Raw genomic sequence first — 14264 nt, forward strand, 5'->3', positions numbered from 1 at the left:
GACCGTTTTGAGTAAAGTAAAAAATAAAAACTAGAAAGTATAATTTGCAGTTAAACGGAAATCGCGTCCTGCGCCCGGCAAACTATTAATCCCAGCGCGTTGGCTATGGCTCTTATAGTATTTATTGAATGCATTATTTAGCGCAAAGTTTAGCGTTAAATTTTTGTTCACATCCCAACTCGCGTAGAAATCACTTACGCCGTAGCCGGCTTGTTTAATTGCCGCTTCGCCGGTGTTGGAACCACGACTTGGCGAACCGGTTTTACCTTCTACAAAACGACCTTTCCAACCGATTTCAAGGCTCGGCTGTTCGAATTTATAAGACAACGCCGTCGTCCAAGTACGCCCCATCGCCACGGCAAGCACCGTATTATCCAACGTTGCACCGTTCAATGCGGTGGTCTCCGGCTTGCTTTCCGCCACGCCTAAACGGAATTTGAATGCGCCGAGTTTATAAGCCGCGCCCAATTCGTAACCCTGATTACGCAACAAGGCCGAGTTCACGATTGTATTGTTTTTAACCGCATGAGCGTCTTTTACTTTTTGCCAGAAATAGCTACCGTTGAACGAGAGATTTTCATTCACGTCATAATTAAAGCCGATCTCCGTATTACGTGCTTTTTCCGCACGCAAATTATCGGCAACGTCGCGCACTCGGCTACCGGCAAGCATTACTTCATAAAAACGGGGACTGCGACTGGCATAGTTCAAATTAGTATTAAAACTTAAATTATTCGTGACTTGCCAAATCAGCCCCGCACTCGGGTTGAAATCGCCACGACTGACTTCTTTGCCGGTATTCGCCTTAAACTTAAAATGATCATAACGCGCACCGGTGGTTAAGGTGACGGGGCCGAATCCCCAAATGCCTTCTAGGTACAAACCGACATCTTCTTTTTTCTGATTTGCTTTGATATTACTGGCTAAAGCGTTCGGCTTGCCTTCTTGGTGACGATAATTCACGCCGTATTTAACCCAATGGCTTTCGCCGATTTCGGAATCCAAATTCACGTTCGCGCCTTTCGTGACAATTTTTAATTCGCTATGGGAATCGATTTCTTTGCGCGACATTTCCATTAAATAAGCATTGGCTTTGGCTTCGCTAATAAAGCCCATTTTCTTGCCCGTCCACTCAAGATTGGTCGTATTTTGTGTGGTAATGCGGTAGCGCGGTGAATTATTGGCATCGTTGACGATAAATTGTCCGTTGCTATCTAAAATGTAATACGTATTTTGTCCGCGATTGTTTTTTCCGGTAAAAATCGTACTTAGGGTTTGCCCCGGTCTCAAATCACTTGCCGTGCCATATAGATAACTTTGCGAAAAATCAAACTCTTCGCGTAATGCGCGCGAACCGTGATAACGTTCTTGACGATGGCTTAATACAATGCGGTGCTCTTCGTTGAGATCAACGCCGATTTTCGCAAGGAGGCCACGTTCGCCAATGGCACTATTTTTTACCGTTTGCGAACCTTCTTTATTGACATAGCCTTTACCACCTTTGTAGTTTTCAATGGTTTGCCAATTGCCGCTAAATAACGCATCCAACACGCCCGCTTTGCCGTAAATCGTAGCGCCTTGCGAATGGCCTTTATTACTGCTCACGCCCGCATTCAATTTAAAACCGAAATCTTGCCCTTCGCGCAATAAATCTTTCGCCTCCACCGTAGTCGCTTCAATCGAGCCACTGGTGGCGCCGATACCGGCACTGGCAGAACCCGCACCTTTGCGAATATCAATGCGTTTAATCAAGCTAGGATCAAGCATAAAACGACTTTGATGATGGAATAATTGCGCATCGCTAGAGGTGTTGTCCACTTTAATATCAATTTGGTCTTGCCCCATTCCACGAATCGTCACCCATTGCGAAGTACCGCCGTTGCCGCCGCCGAAATTCACCGCCGGCTCTTTAGACAATACACCACGCAAATCCTGATTCGTCGATTTGTTTAAATCGGCAAGCGTAACGACGTTAGTTTTACTTTTTGCCCCCGTGTTTTCCGTTACGACGTTAATCACATCGAGTTGTTCCGTTTTTTCGGCGTGCACGTTCATAGCAACGAAAACGGATAAAGGTAACAAAGCGAACTTGGCTTTTCTCATTTTTTATTCCTATAGGCTATTAAAAGTTGAGAATAATTATCGTTTTTCTTAATGCTTTATGTCAAGCCTAAAATCAATAAAAAATGCAAAAAACGAAATCCGTACGCCATAAAATACACTGATTTGTCACGCTGTTTTCTTGCAAAAAATGTAAATATACGTATGATTCCTGCCCTTATTTTAGCTCGGGTTCCCTCACCCCGATTTTTGTTTAAAAAGGTCCGACATGAACAACTTTCCCCCGTTTTTTAACGAGCGACAAAAACGTCGCGCCTTAATTTGGCTGGCGCTTTTCCATATTTTTATCATCGCTGCAAGCAATTACTTGGTACAAATTCCTTTTGCCGTCACGCTAAAACTGACCGCACTCGGCGCAACGGAAGACTTTTCTTTCCACAGCACTTGGGGCACGCTCAGCTTCCCGTTCATTTTCCTCGCCACTGACTTAACCGTGCGCATATTCGGTGCGAAAGAAGCGCGTCGGATTATTATCGTCGTTATGTTGCCGGCGTTAGTCGTCAGTTATTTGATTTCCGTGCTATTTTCCGACACGCAATATCAGGGCTTTGCCACTTTGAGCGAATTTAATTTGTTCGTTTTTCGTATCGCATTGGCAAGCTTTTTCGCTTATGTGGCGGGGCAATTATTGGATGTCATCGTGTTCAACCGGTTACGCCGACTAAAAACCTGGTGGATCGCGCCGAGCAGTTCGATGATTTTCGGTTCGATGGCCGATACTTTTGTGTTTTTCAGCGTGGCATTTTATCAAAGCGCCGATCCATTTATGGCGGCTCATTGGGTCGAATTGGGTTTGGTCGATTATTTATTCAAACTATCGGTGGGAATGTTGTTATTTGTGCCGGCGTACGGCGTGGCGTTAAATATTATTTTACGCAAATTGCAGGCGCTCTCATCCTAATCCAATGTAGCAAGATGACCTGCTAAAACAGCACCGCATTGAAAGCGGTTCCAATGCGGTGCTATTTTTGACTTCCATTTTAATTTTAACTTTGTGCGTAAGGATGCACGATCAAACGTCCGTTTAAATATTCACCGATATAAACCTGATTGACCGTCATTTGTTGTGCTTCAAGTTCTTGGTGAACCCAAGCCTCATCGCGGCCGATAATGTCGAGAATATCGTGATCGATTTGACCGTCGATAATCAACGGATAACGTAAATCTTGATCACCGTATTGAATGATAGAAAGCTGCCCGTTTTGCTCCAGCACCGCACGTTTTACTGTGGCGATTTCATACACGCCGGCGGCGCGTAGCTTAAACATTAAATCATGGGCAGAAATACCGTTTTTCATACATTCGCCGGTTTGTACCTTGCCGTTTAAAATCACCCAAACCGGGCGACCGTCGATAATCGTCTTCACGACACGGTTGTAATTTTTAATAAAGCGCAGCGTGAAAATCAGTAATGTCCATAACACCAATACCAGCGAAAATTGCAACACGCCAATATTATCGTTATAAATCACTGCCCCGATAATTCCACCCAGTACGTAGTTTTGTACCTGATCCATCGCCGAAGTCGGTGCCAAATTGCCTTTCCCCATTAAATTGATTTGCAACACCAACCCCAAAATTCCGATGGCAAGTTTAACGGCGAGAAATGTGTAACCTTCCATTATTTCGCCTCCTTGTCCACGATATTAATGTTCGGGTTCACCAAGTTGATTTCCGACAATGCGTAAGCGCTGAAATCGTTGTTGAAATGTACTTCGTAATATTTATCGCGAATATTTAAGATCATGCCGTTAATGAGTTTTTGACTATTTACGCGCAGATCTTGAACCTCTAAATTTTGATTTTCACGCACGGAATTTAAGAACGTCACAATGCGCGAAGTATCGTTGGCGTAAACCTGATTTTGTTCGTATTGGTTATACTGCACGCCCACCAACAAAATAATGAGTAACATAAAAATAATGCTGAGATCGCGATATTTGCTTTCCAAACGATGACGCAAATATAACGAACTCACCACGAACAGCGCACCGAGCGAAACGAAAATCGCGATGTATTTAAAATAACCCTGAAAATACATACGGCTTTCTAAATAAAAATAAGTGAAAAATGACATACGGATGCTCCGATAAAAAAATGCCACGAAGTTTAACATAACCCGCCTTAGGGCTCCATTCTGCGGCCATTGCCATGGCAATGGCGTTGAATCCGCACTATAATGCCGCGTTCATAAAATCGAAATTATTTTTCAAGGAGTTTTTATGCAACGAATCGACGCAACGGATTCCGGTTATTGGTTGCTCACGCGAGGTTCTACCTTGCATCTGAACGCGGGTAAATTGCCTTTCGGCACAGCGCACAGTCTTCAACTTAGCGGCTTGCAAGGCATGATAATCGGTGAATGGGAAAATCGTCCGCTGTGGCTTGTTGCCGAACAACCAAACGATACGCACGACTATTTCAGTTTGCGCGATTTACTTTATCTTCCTGAACAACAATTTCATTTATTAAGTCGTGGCGTGGAAATTAACCATTTCTTGAACACTCATCGATTCTGCGGTCAATGCGGTGCTGAAACGGCACAAACCCAAGACGAACTCGCCGTTCAATGCGTTCGATGCGGTGCGCGTAGCTATCCTGTCATCAATCCGTCGATTATTGTTGCCGTGCGCCGCGGTACGAAGATTTTACTGGCCAACCACAAACGCCATTATCAGCCACACGGCGGAATGTACACTACGTTGGCAGGCTTCGTCGAACCGGGCGAAAGCTTCGAACAGGCAGTACGGCGCGAAGTATTTGAAGAAAGCAGGATTCAAATTAAAAACATTCGTTATTTTGGTAGCCAACCTTGGGCCTTTCCTAATTCGCAAATGGCGGGCTTTTTAGCCGACTATGAAAGTGGCGAGATTCAGCCACAAGCCTCGGAAATTCATGACGCGCAATGGTTTTCTTATAATCAGCCCTTGCCAGAATTACCCCCAACAGGTACTATCGCACGCAAATTAATTTCCACCACCCTTGAGCTCTGCCGAGCAGAAGACAATCAAAAGGAAGCCTAAATGTCAGCATTAAAAAATGATCGTTATTTAAAAGCGCTATTACGTGAACCAGTGGACTACACGCCGGTGTGGATGATGCGCCAAGCAGGCCGTTATTTACCGGAATACCAAGCCACCCGTGCACAAGCGGGCGATTTTATGTCCCTTTGCCGCAATGCCGATTTAGCCTGTGAAGTGACGCTTCAACCGCTACGCCGTTATGATTTAGACGCCGCAATTTTATTTTCCGACATTTTAACAATTCCCGATGCAATGGGCTTAGGCTTGCATTTCGGCGCCGGCGAAGGCCCGAAATTCGCGCGCCCGATTGAAAACCAAAGCGCGGTACGAAGCCTACCGATTCCCGATCCTGAACAAGAATTACAATACGTCATGAATGCGGTGCGCACCATTCGTCGCGAACTCAACGGTGCTGTGCCGCTCATCGGTTTTTCCGGCAGCCCATGGACGCTCGCCACTTATATGGTGGAAGGCGGTTCCAGCAAAACCTTCAGCAAAATTAAAAAAATGATGTATGCGGAACCACAAACCCTTCATTTATTGCTCGACAAGCTGGCAGATTCCGTATGCCTTTATCTCAACGCGCAAATCAAAGCCGGCGCACAATCCGTGATGATTTTCGATACTTGGGGCGGTGTATTGGGTCATCGCGAATATTTGGATTTTTCACTTCAATATATGCACAAAATCGTGGATGGTTTAATAACCGAAAACGACGGACGGCGCGTGCCGGTAACGCTGTTTACTAAGGGCGGCGGTTTATGGCTGGAAGCCATTGCCGATACCGGCTGCGATGCGGTGGGATTGGACTGGACGGTAAATCTTGTCGATGCCAAAGCACGCGTCGGACACAAAGTGGCGCTACAAGGCAATATGGATCCAAGCGTACTTTATGCACCGACGGAGCGCATTGAACAGGAAGTGCGCTCAATTTTGGCAGACTTCGGCAACGGCAGCGGACATGTGTTCAACCTTGGTCACGGTATTCACCAAGATGTGCCGGAAAGTGCGCCGAAAATTTTTGTTGATGCAGTTCACGAATATTCCAAGGCATATCATAAATAAGGCTCCTAAATGCGAAATCCCATCCATAAGCGCTTAGAAAACCTCGAAAGTTGGCAACATTTCACATTTATGGCCGCGTTATGTGAACGTATGGCACCAAATTTCAAATTATTCTGTCAAATGAATGAATTGGAAGGCGAATCAAAAACTTATCAAAATATTCTCAATTTAGTATGGGAATATTTGACCGTGAAAAATGCCAAAATCAACTTCGACAATCAGCTGGAAAAACTCGAAAATATCATTCCTGACGTGAATGACTATGATAACTTCGGCGTGGTACCGGCATTGGATGCTTGTCAAGCTTTAGCGGAAATTTTACACGCCATCATTGCCGGTGAAACCTTAGAAAAAGCAATTGAAATCAGTCGAATTTCTTTGAGTACGGTAACGGCGTTATTGGCAACGGAAAACGGCCGTGATTTTTCCGAGGCGGAACTGAAAGAAAACCAAGATATCCAAGCTGAATTAGACGTGCAATGGCAAATTTATCGTTTGTTAAAAGATTGTGAAAAACGAGATATTGATTTGATTTTAGATTTAAAAAATGAAATCAGGGCCGAAGGAATCTCCAACATCGGTATAAAATTCGACCAATAGCGTGAGATTTATCACAATTTTCAAAAATCTTACTTTTATTTCCAAGCAAGTTAGATTATCCTTTGCGCAGCCGTTCTGGCCTAGTCGGAACGCTGTTTTAAACAATCAGATTTAATTGACAAAAGGTACAAGTTCATGAACAAAACAGATTTAATTGATGCAATTGCAAGTGCAGCAGAGTTGAATAAAAAACAAGCTAAAGCCGCATTAGAAGCAACTTTAGAAGCGATCACTGCAAGCCTTAAAAAAGGTGAACCGGTACAATTAATCGGTTTCGGTACATTTAAAGTAAACCAACGTGCAGCACGTACCGGCCGTAATCCGCAAACCGGCGCGGAAATCAAAATTGCCGCCTCTAAAGTACCTGCATTCGTTTCCGGTAAAGCATTAAAAGATGCGATCAAATAATAGCACCGCATTGAAAAAACCCTGCCCAGTCGCAGGGTTTTTTATTCGCTAAAATAAGCTTTACAACCCAACTGCACTTCTATAAACTTTCGAACCGAAATTTAATTACCCGCTTTAAAACAAATATTCATGAAACGAAACAGCCAATTTCGCAATACTCAACAACGTCGTCACAGTATTACGCAAATTTTGCAAGAGCAAGGCGAAGTTAGCGTGGAGCAATTAGTTCAATTATTTGACACCTCTGAAGTCACTATTCGCAAGGATTTAACCGCATTGGAAAATAGCGGTTTTTTATTGCGTAAATACGGTGGTGCGATTTTAATGCCAAAAGAAATTATTGATGAAACAGAAAATGAAGAACTTTCGAAACGAAAGTTTGTCATAGCCCAGGCTGCAGCGGAACGAATTCGTGATCACAATCGCATCATCGTGGACAGCGGTAGCACCACCGCAACCTTAATTAAGCAACTTAATCGTAAACAAGGTTTAATTGTGATGACCAATTCGCTGTCGGTTGCTACCGAGCTTCGAGCATTAGAAAATGAACCGACATTACTAATGACAGGTGGCACTTGGGATACTCGTTCAGAATCTTTCCAAGGCCGTGTTGCGGAACAAGTGTTACGTTCTTACGACTTCGACCAGTTATTTATTGGCGCCGACGGTATTGATTTAGAACGCGGAACCACAACTTTCAACGAATTAGTTGGACTGAGTCGAGTAATGGCCGAAGTATCGCGCGAAGTAATTGTGATGGCGGAATCTCAAAAAATCGGCAGAAAAATGCCGAACTTAGAATTAACCTGGCAACAAATTGACGTATTCATCACGGACAACGGGTTGTCGGAACAGGATAAACAAGCAATTCAAGCGCAAGACGTAGAGGTTATCTGCGTTCAATGCGATTAAAAACTCACTATTTTAAATTAATCAACAAAAAGGAAAGCTTATGTGTGGTATTGTCGGCGCAGTGGCGCAACGCGATGTAGCAGAAATCTTAATCAACGGTTTACACCGTTTGGAATATCGCGGTTACGATTCTGCGGGTTTAGCCGTCGTAAATAAACAACATGAATTACAACGCGTGCGTTGCTTAGGTAAAGTTAAAGCTTTAGACGAAGCGGTAGCGGTAAAACCGTTAATCGGTGGTACAGGGATTGCGCACACCCGCTGGGCAACTCACGGCGAACCGTCTGAAGCCAATGCGCACCCGCATGTTTCGGGCAATTTTGCCGTAGTGCATAACGGTATCATTGAAAATCATGAAGAACTGCGTGAATTATTAAAATCCCGCGGTTATGTATTCACTTCACAAACTGACACCGAAGTCATCGCACACTTAGTCGAATGGGAAATGCGCAGTACCGATTCTTTATTAAACGCCGTTCAAAATGTGGTAAAACAACTTAGCGGCGCCTATGGTATGGTGGTGATGGATCGCCTGCACCCGGAACATTTGGTGGCGGCGCGTTCGGGCAGTCCGTTGGTTATTGGCTTAGGTATTGGCGAGAATTTCTTGGCCTCCGACCAATTGGCGTTATTGAACGTAACCCGTCGCTTTATTTTCTTGGAGGAAGGTGATATTGCAGAAATCAGCCGTCGTAGCGTTGAAATCTATGATGCACAAGGCAACAAAGCCGAACGCGAAATGCACGAATCTAATCTTGAAAATGATGCAGCGGAAAAAGGCAAATTCCGTCACTTCATGCAAAAAGAAATCTTTGAACAACCAACTGCATTGATTAATACCATGGAAGGCCGAATCAATCACAATAACGTTATTATTGAAGCGATTGGTAACGGCGCAAAAGAAATTTTAGAAAAAGTTCAACACGTACAAATCGTGGCTTGCGGTACGTCCTACAACTCCGGCATGGCAGCGCGTTATTGGTTCGAGGCACTGGCCGGTGTGAGTTGCGATGTGGAAATCGCCTCCGAATTCCGTTACCGTAAATTCGTAACGCGTCCGAATAGCTTATTATTAACGCTTTCCCAGTCCGGTGAAACGGCCGACACGCTTGCAGCGCTTCGTCTTGCGAAAGAAAAAGGTTACATGGCGGCGATGACTATTTGTAACGTGGCCGGCTCCTCGCTTGTACGCGAATCTGATCTTGCGTTCATGACCCGTGCCGGCGTGGAAATCGGTGTGGCATCGACCAAAGCGTTTACCACTCAACTTGCCTCAATGCTGATGTTAGTTACCGCAATCGGTAAATTAAACGGCCATATTTCCGACGCAAAAGAACAAGAAATCGTAAAAGCGCTACAATCTTTACCGGCCGAAATCGAAAAAGGTTTAGCGTTTGATAAAGATATTGAAGCCTTGGCGGAAGATTTTGCCGAGAAAAATCACGCGTTATTCTTAGGCCGCGGTGAATATTACCCAATCGCCATGGAAGCCGCATTGAAATTGAAAGAAATTTCCTATATTCATGCAGAAGCTTATGCGGCAGGTGAATTAAAACATGGCCCGCTAGCATTAATTGATGCGGATATGCCGGTTATTGTGGTAGCGCCGAATAACGATTTATTGGAAAAAGTGAAATCCAATATTGAAGAAGTGCGCGCCCGTGGCGGTCAATTATATGTTTTTGCCGATAAAGACGCCGGATTCACGGAAAACGAAGGGATGAAAATTATCACCATGCCAAAAATCAACGAAATCGTTGCACCGATTTTCTACACCGTGCCGATGCAATTGTTAGCCTACCACGTGGCCTTAATCAAAGGCACCGATGTCGACCAACCACGTAATTTGGCAAAAGCGGTTACCGTAGAATAAACCCAAATGGTTTTGCAAAGCACAGAAGTCGTTTCTGTGCTTTTTTATTTGCCGAAACGACGGAATTTCTTTAAACTACGCAACCGTTTAACTCGGCGATAATCATCATCGTCCCACCTTCACTTTAAACACTACCCGTGAGTAGTAAAAGGACATCAATATGACAACCAAAGTCAATCAATATGGCTGGAAAGCCCTCATCGGCTCCGCCGTCGGCTATGCAATGGACGGTTTCGATTTACTCATTTTAGGTTTTATGCTCAGCGCAATCTCGGCGGATCTCAACTTGACACCGGCGCAATCCGGTTCTCTCGTGACTTGGACGCTAGTCGGTGCGGTGTTCGGCGGTATCTTATTCGGTGCGCTAAGTGACAAATACGGACGCGTACGCGTACTGACTTGGACGATCGTACTGTTTGCAGTCTTCACCGGCTTATGCGCCATGGCGCAAGGTTACTGGGATTTACTGATTTACCGCACTATCGCCGGCATCGGTTTGGGTGGCGAATTCGGCATCGGTATGGCGCTGGCAATTGAAGCTTGGCCGGCACGCCATCGCGCAAAAGCAGCATCTTACGTGGCGCTCGGCTGGCAAGTAGGCGTATTGGCCGCCGCATTATTAACACCGATTTTATTACCGTATATCGGTTGGCGAGGCATGTTCGTGCTGGGTATTTTTCCGGCATTTGCAGCTTGGTATTTACGTTCCCATTTGCACGAACCGGAAATATTCACCGAAAAACAAAGCGCGCTTGCCGGCAACAGAAATTCAAAATGGGCATCTTTCAAACTGCTAGTGAAAGATAAAGCAACGACCAAAATCAGCCTTGGCGTCATCGTGCTGACCTCCGTACAAAACTTCGGTTATTACGGTATTATGATTTGGATGCCAAACTTCCTCGCCAAACAGCTTGGCTTTAGTTTAACCAAGTCCGGCGTTTGGACGGCCGTCACTGTATGCGGCATGATGGCGGGTATTTGGATTTTCGGCCGCCTCGCCGACAAAATTGGCCGTAAACCAAGTTTCTTGCTGTTTCAATGCGGTGCTGTTTTGAGTATCCTCATCTACTCGCAATTAACCGATCCAACGGCGATGCTTGTTGCCGGTGCATTTTTAGGTATGTTCGTAAATGGCATGATGGGCGGCTACGGCGCGTTAATGGCTGAGGCTTATCCAACCGAAGCGCGCGCCACCGCACAAAACGTGCTATTTAATATCGGGCGTGCCGTCGGTGGTTTTGGTCCCGTCGTAGTCGGCACAATTGTGTCCGCTTATTCTTTCAGTATCGCTATCGCATTCCTCGCGATTATTTATGCGCTCGATATGCTCGCTACGCTGTTTTTAGTGCCCGAATTGAAAGGCAAAGCGCTGAAATAACGCGATTCCGCGGCTTCCGAAATATTTAACTCCGCCCTCTTATCGGGGCGGATTTCCGACTAACCCCCCTCATATTTTCGTGCTACACTAGCGCCAATTTTTAACGCCACTTTTTTACCAAGGCTTTCCGTGCAAGCAAAACGCTCCGTTACGATTCTCATCGCAAAGTATCTTTTTCTAATTATTATCGCCGCCGGGCTAATCATCGCGTTAAGCTTGGCAATTATGGCCGGCAACAAATCGGATGCAGAGTCCATTAACATTTCCGGTTCTTTGCGGATGCAAAGCTATCGTTTGCTGTATGAAATGGAAAATCATCCCGAAAGTGTGGAAAACAATCTTCAACGTTATGAAAAAAGCTTGCACGCCCCCGTGCTAGATGGAATTCAGCATCAAATTTTCACGCCCGATGCGGTGAAACAATCTTATCAATCGCTCCTTATACATTGGGCCTCGATGGCGGATTTCGCACGTAAACATAACATTGAGGCCTATCGTGCCAATCTGACTAATTATGTCGGCGAAGTTGATTATTTCGTGTTCGAACTGCAACGCTTTAGCGAGCAAAAATGGCTGTTTACAGTTTTGGTACTCTGTTTTGCGATGCTGCTGATTGTCGGCATGGTGTCTTATGTAATTTGGTTTACTCAGCGCGAAGTAGTAAAACCGCTAAAATTGCTGACCCGCGCCAGTATGCAAGTGCAAATGCGTCAATTTAGCCATATTCCGTTGGAGACGCAAAAAAATAACGAGCTCGGAACGCTATCCCGCGTGTTCACCCAAATGTCATCGGAACTCGGCAATTTGTATTCGCGTTTAGAAGAAACGGTGAATGAAAAAACGCAAAGATTGCGCCAAACCAACCGTTCTTTGACTACGCTTTATCAAAGTTCACAACTGCTTACGGCCAATGCCATTAACGATAAAATTCTCAGCCGCTTACTCAACCACATTCGGGTAAGCGAACATTTACGTTACATTGCATTGGAAGTTCTAGGCGCAGAACATTGGGATATCGCTTTCGGCGAAAAACAAGAAGACCGAACTCTACAAATTGAAGAGCTTAAGGTAGAAAATAAGCCCTTTGGCGTCCTTTCTTGGCAAGCCGGGCTACCGTGCCCCGATCCTCGAATGATGCAAAACTTGGCTCAAATGCTATCGCGTGCCTTATATTTCCACCACAACCAACGCCAGCAAGAACAACTTTTATTGATGGAAGAACGTTCCATTATCGCGCGAGAACTACATGATTCTCTGGCACAAGTGCTGTCCTTTTTGCAAATCCAACTGACCCTGTTAAAGCATAATTTAAAGAAAGAGGACGAATCGTCCAAAGACAAAAGTCTGGCGATCATCGCCGACTTTGAACAAGCCCTTTCCGGCGGCTACGCACAATTGCGCGAATTATTGGCGACCTTCCGGTTAACCGTGCAAGAAGCCAATTTGCAACTGGCTCTGGAGCAGGTAATTGATTCCTTACGTTCGCAAACAGATATGCAAATGCGCGTCAATAGCCAATTGCCGTCGCAAAGTTTGAATCCGCAACAACTGGTGCATTTATTGCAAATCGTGCGCGAGGCCGCGCTTAACGCAATTAAACATTCACAAGGCAGCACAATTGAAATTAACGCCCGCACTAATGCCGAAGGGGAATACGAGATCTTAATCGAAGACGACGGCGTCGGTATTCCGAGTTTAGACGAGCCGGAAGGTCATTACGGCCTGAATATTATGACCGAGCGCAGTAACCAACTTAACGCCGAATTGCATATCGGTCGCCGCGCGCAAGGCGGCACTCAGGTAAAAATCACATTGCCGCACACATTATTTTAAGGAAAGAGCATGCCGAATTTACAACCGTTTCACACGTTTCATATTGCCGCCCAGGCGCGCAAAATCATCCAAGTGCAAACGCTTGAACAACTGCAGCAAGCTTGGCAAGCAGCCCAAGCGGAAAATTTACCGACACTGATTTTAGGACAAGGCAGCAACGTACTGTTTTTGGAGGATTTTAATGGCGTCGTCATCGTCAATCGTCTGCAAGGCATCACCCATCGCGAAGACGAAGATTTTCACTATTTACATGTCAATGCCGGGGAAAATTGGCATCATCTGGTGCAATGGTCCCTAACACAAAATATCCGCGGCTTGGAAAATTTAGCATTGATTCCGGGCTGTGCCGGTTCTGCACCAATTCAAAATATCGGTGCCTACGGTGTAGAGTTTAAAGATCTGTGCGAGTATGTTGAGGTGCTCGATCAGCACCGCATTGAAACCTTCCGTTTAACGGCGCGGCAATGCGAATTCGGTTATCGCGAAAGCATTTTCAAACATCGTTACCGACACGGCTATGTGATTACCGCGGTGGGACTGAAGCTGACGAAAAATTGGCAGCCGATATTGAAATACGGCAGTTTGGTCGATTTCAATGCGCAAACCGTCACGGCCAAGCAAGTGTTCGACGAAGTTTGCCGCATCCGTCAAAGTAAATTGCCGAATCCGGACGAATGGGGCAATGCAGGCAGTTTCTTTAAAAATCCGATAGTAAGTGTGCAGCAATTCAACGAATTAAAAAAACACGCCGAACATCACGCACTTGAAATTCCCCATTACCCACAATCTGATGGTTCGGTGAAACTTGCCGCCGGTTGGTTAATCGACCGCTGCAATCTCAAAGGTTACCGAATCGGCGCGGCCGCAGTACATGAAAAACAAGCCCTTGTGCTCATTAATAAGGGCAATGCCACAGGGGCGGAGGTGGTTGCTCTCGCCCGCCATATACGCCAAACCGTCGCGGCCGAATTCGGCGTCTATTTACAGTCGGAAGTACGCTTTATCGGGCAAAACGGGGAAGTGAATGGAGAACAAGTCATTTCATAAACTA

Annotated in this window: 13 protein-coding genes; 10 read left to right on the forward strand and 3 right to left on the reverse strand. The window is 45.4% G+C overall.

Annotated elements, in window-relative coordinates; translation table 11 throughout:
• Positions 1-30: 30 nt before the first annotated feature.
• Positions 31-2103, reverse strand: a complete 2073-nt coding sequence (locus AB3F25_RS08335) for a TonB-dependent receptor domain-containing protein (RefSeq protein ID WP_373603363.1) — start codon at positions 2101-2103, stop codon at positions 31-33.
• A 226-nt stretch (positions 2104-2329) separates the two neighbouring features.
• Between AB3F25_RS08335 and AB3F25_RS08340 the strand changes: the two genes are divergently transcribed.
• Positions 2330-3022, forward strand: a complete 693-nt coding sequence (locus AB3F25_RS08340; RefSeq protein WP_373603364.1) for a 7-cyano-7-deazaguanine/7-aminomethyl-7-deazaguanine transporter — start codon at positions 2330-2332, stop codon at positions 3020-3022.
• Between the two features lie 85 nt (positions 3023-3107).
• Here the strand turns inward: AB3F25_RS08340 and AB3F25_RS08345 are convergent, their stop codons facing one another.
• Together AB3F25_RS08345 and AB3F25_RS08350 are read right to left on the reverse strand one after the other, a co-directional pair.
• On the reverse strand, positions 3108-3743 hold the full coding sequence (locus AB3F25_RS08345) for a DUF421 domain-containing protein (protein WP_373603365.1): 636 nt from the start codon (positions 3741-3743) through the stop codon (positions 3108-3110).
• Entirely contained in the window at positions 3743-4198 is a 456-nt protein-coding gene (locus AB3F25_RS08350; protein WP_373603366.1) for a DUF3290 family protein, read from the reverse strand. Before AB3F25_RS08350 ends, AB3F25_RS08345 begins: the two co-directional genes overlap by 1 nt.
• Before the next feature lie 145 nt (positions 4199-4343).
• On the opposite strand from AB3F25_RS08350, the gene nudC reads away from it, so the two are divergent.
• From nudC to murB, 9 genes are all read left to right on the forward strand, one after another.
• The gene (nudC, locus tag AB3F25_RS08355; protein WP_373603367.1) at positions 4344-5144 is read left to right on the forward strand and encodes an NAD(+) diphosphatase; all 801 of its coding nucleotides are present in this window, start codon (positions 4344-4346) and stop codon (positions 5142-5144) included.
• A complete protein-coding gene (gene hemE, locus AB3F25_RS08360) occupies positions 5145-6209 on the forward strand; it encodes a uroporphyrinogen decarboxylase (RefSeq protein WP_373603368.1) in 1065 nt (354 codons plus the stop codon).
• Positions 6210-6218: 9 nt separating this feature from the next.
• Positions 6219-6809, forward strand: coding sequence for a YjaG family protein (locus tag AB3F25_RS08365; protein WP_373603369.1), 591 nt, complete (start codon positions 6219-6221; stop codon positions 6807-6809).
• Positions 6810-6944: 135 nt separating this feature from the next.
• Positions 6945-7217, forward strand: a complete 273-nt coding sequence (locus tag AB3F25_RS08370; RefSeq protein WP_373603370.1) for an HU family DNA-binding protein — start codon at positions 6945-6947, stop codon at positions 7215-7217.
• A 129-nt stretch (positions 7218-7346) separates the two neighbouring features.
• Complete coding sequence (locus AB3F25_RS08375; RefSeq protein WP_373603371.1) at positions 7347-8129, forward strand: DeoR/GlpR family DNA-binding transcription regulator; 783 nt, start codon at positions 7347-7349, stop codon at positions 8127-8129.
• Positions 8130-8169: 40 nt separating this feature from the next.
• The gene (glmS, locus tag AB3F25_RS08380) at positions 8170-10002 is read left to right on the forward strand and encodes a glutamine--fructose-6-phosphate transaminase (isomerizing) (protein WP_373603372.1); all 1833 of its coding nucleotides are present in this window, start codon (positions 8170-8172) and stop codon (positions 10000-10002) included.
• Between the two features lie 160 nt (positions 10003-10162).
• Positions 10163-11380 carry an MFS transporter gene (locus AB3F25_RS08385; RefSeq protein WP_373603373.1) on the forward strand — a complete coding sequence of 406 codons (1218 nt, stop codon included), beginning with the start codon at positions 10163-10165 and terminating at the stop codon, positions 11378-11380.
• Positions 11381-11509: 129 nt separating this feature from the next.
• Positions 11510-13213, forward strand: coding sequence for a nitrate/nitrite two-component system sensor histidine kinase NarQ (gene narQ, locus AB3F25_RS08390; protein WP_373603374.1), 1704 nt, complete (start codon positions 11510-11512; stop codon positions 13211-13213).
• Between the two features lie 9 nt (positions 13214-13222).
• Positions 13223-14260 carry a UDP-N-acetylmuramate dehydrogenase gene (gene murB, locus AB3F25_RS08395; protein WP_373603375.1) on the forward strand — a complete coding sequence of 346 codons (1038 nt, stop codon included), beginning with the start codon at positions 13223-13225 and terminating at the stop codon, positions 14258-14260.
• The last annotated feature ends 4 nt before the right edge of the window (positions 14261-14264 follow it).

Source organism: Aggregatibacter sp. HMT-949 (assembly GCF_041734645.1).
Taxonomy (GTDB): Bacteria; Pseudomonadota; Gammaproteobacteria; order Enterobacterales; family Pasteurellaceae; genus Rodentibacter.

Coding starts and splice junctions, on each gene's coding strand:
- glmS (WP_373603372.1), top strand. CDS start 8,170: ATGTGTGGTATTGTCGGCGCAGTGGCGCAACGCGATGTAGCAGAAATC.
- hemE (WP_373603368.1), top strand. CDS start 5,145: ATGTCAGCATTAAAAAATGATCGTTATTTAAAAGCGCTATTACGTGAA.
- AB3F25_RS08385 (WP_373603373.1), top strand. CDS start 10,163: ATGACAACCAAAGTCAATCAATATGGCTGGAAAGCCCTCATCGGCTCC.
- AB3F25_RS08335 (WP_373603363.1), bottom strand. CDS start 2,103: ATGAGAAAAGCCAAGTTCGCTTTGTTACCTTTATCCGTTTTCGTTGCT.
- AB3F25_RS08345 (WP_373603365.1), bottom strand. CDS start 3,743: ATGGAAGGTTACACATTTCTCGCCGTTAAACTTGCCATCGGAATTTTG.
- AB3F25_RS08365 (WP_373603369.1), top strand. CDS start 6,219: ATGCGAAATCCCATCCATAAGCGCTTAGAAAACCTCGAAAGTTGGCAA.
- AB3F25_RS08350 (WP_373603366.1), bottom strand. CDS start 4,198: ATGTCATTTTTCACTTATTTTTATTTAGAAAGCCGTATGTATTTTCAG.
- nudC (WP_373603367.1), top strand. CDS start 4,344: ATGCAACGAATCGACGCAACGGATTCCGGTTATTGGTTGCTCACGCGA.
- AB3F25_RS08340 (WP_373603364.1), top strand. CDS start 2,330: ATGAACAACTTTCCCCCGTTTTTTAACGAGCGACAAAAACGTCGCGCC.
- AB3F25_RS08375 (WP_373603371.1), top strand. CDS start 7,347: ATGAAACGAAACAGCCAATTTCGCAATACTCAACAACGTCGTCACAGT.
- murB (WP_373603375.1), top strand. CDS start 13,223: ATGCCGAATTTACAACCGTTTCACACGTTTCATATTGCCGCCCAGGCG.
- AB3F25_RS08370 (WP_373603370.1), top strand. CDS start 6,945: ATGAACAAAACAGATTTAATTGATGCAATTGCAAGTGCAGCAGAGTTG.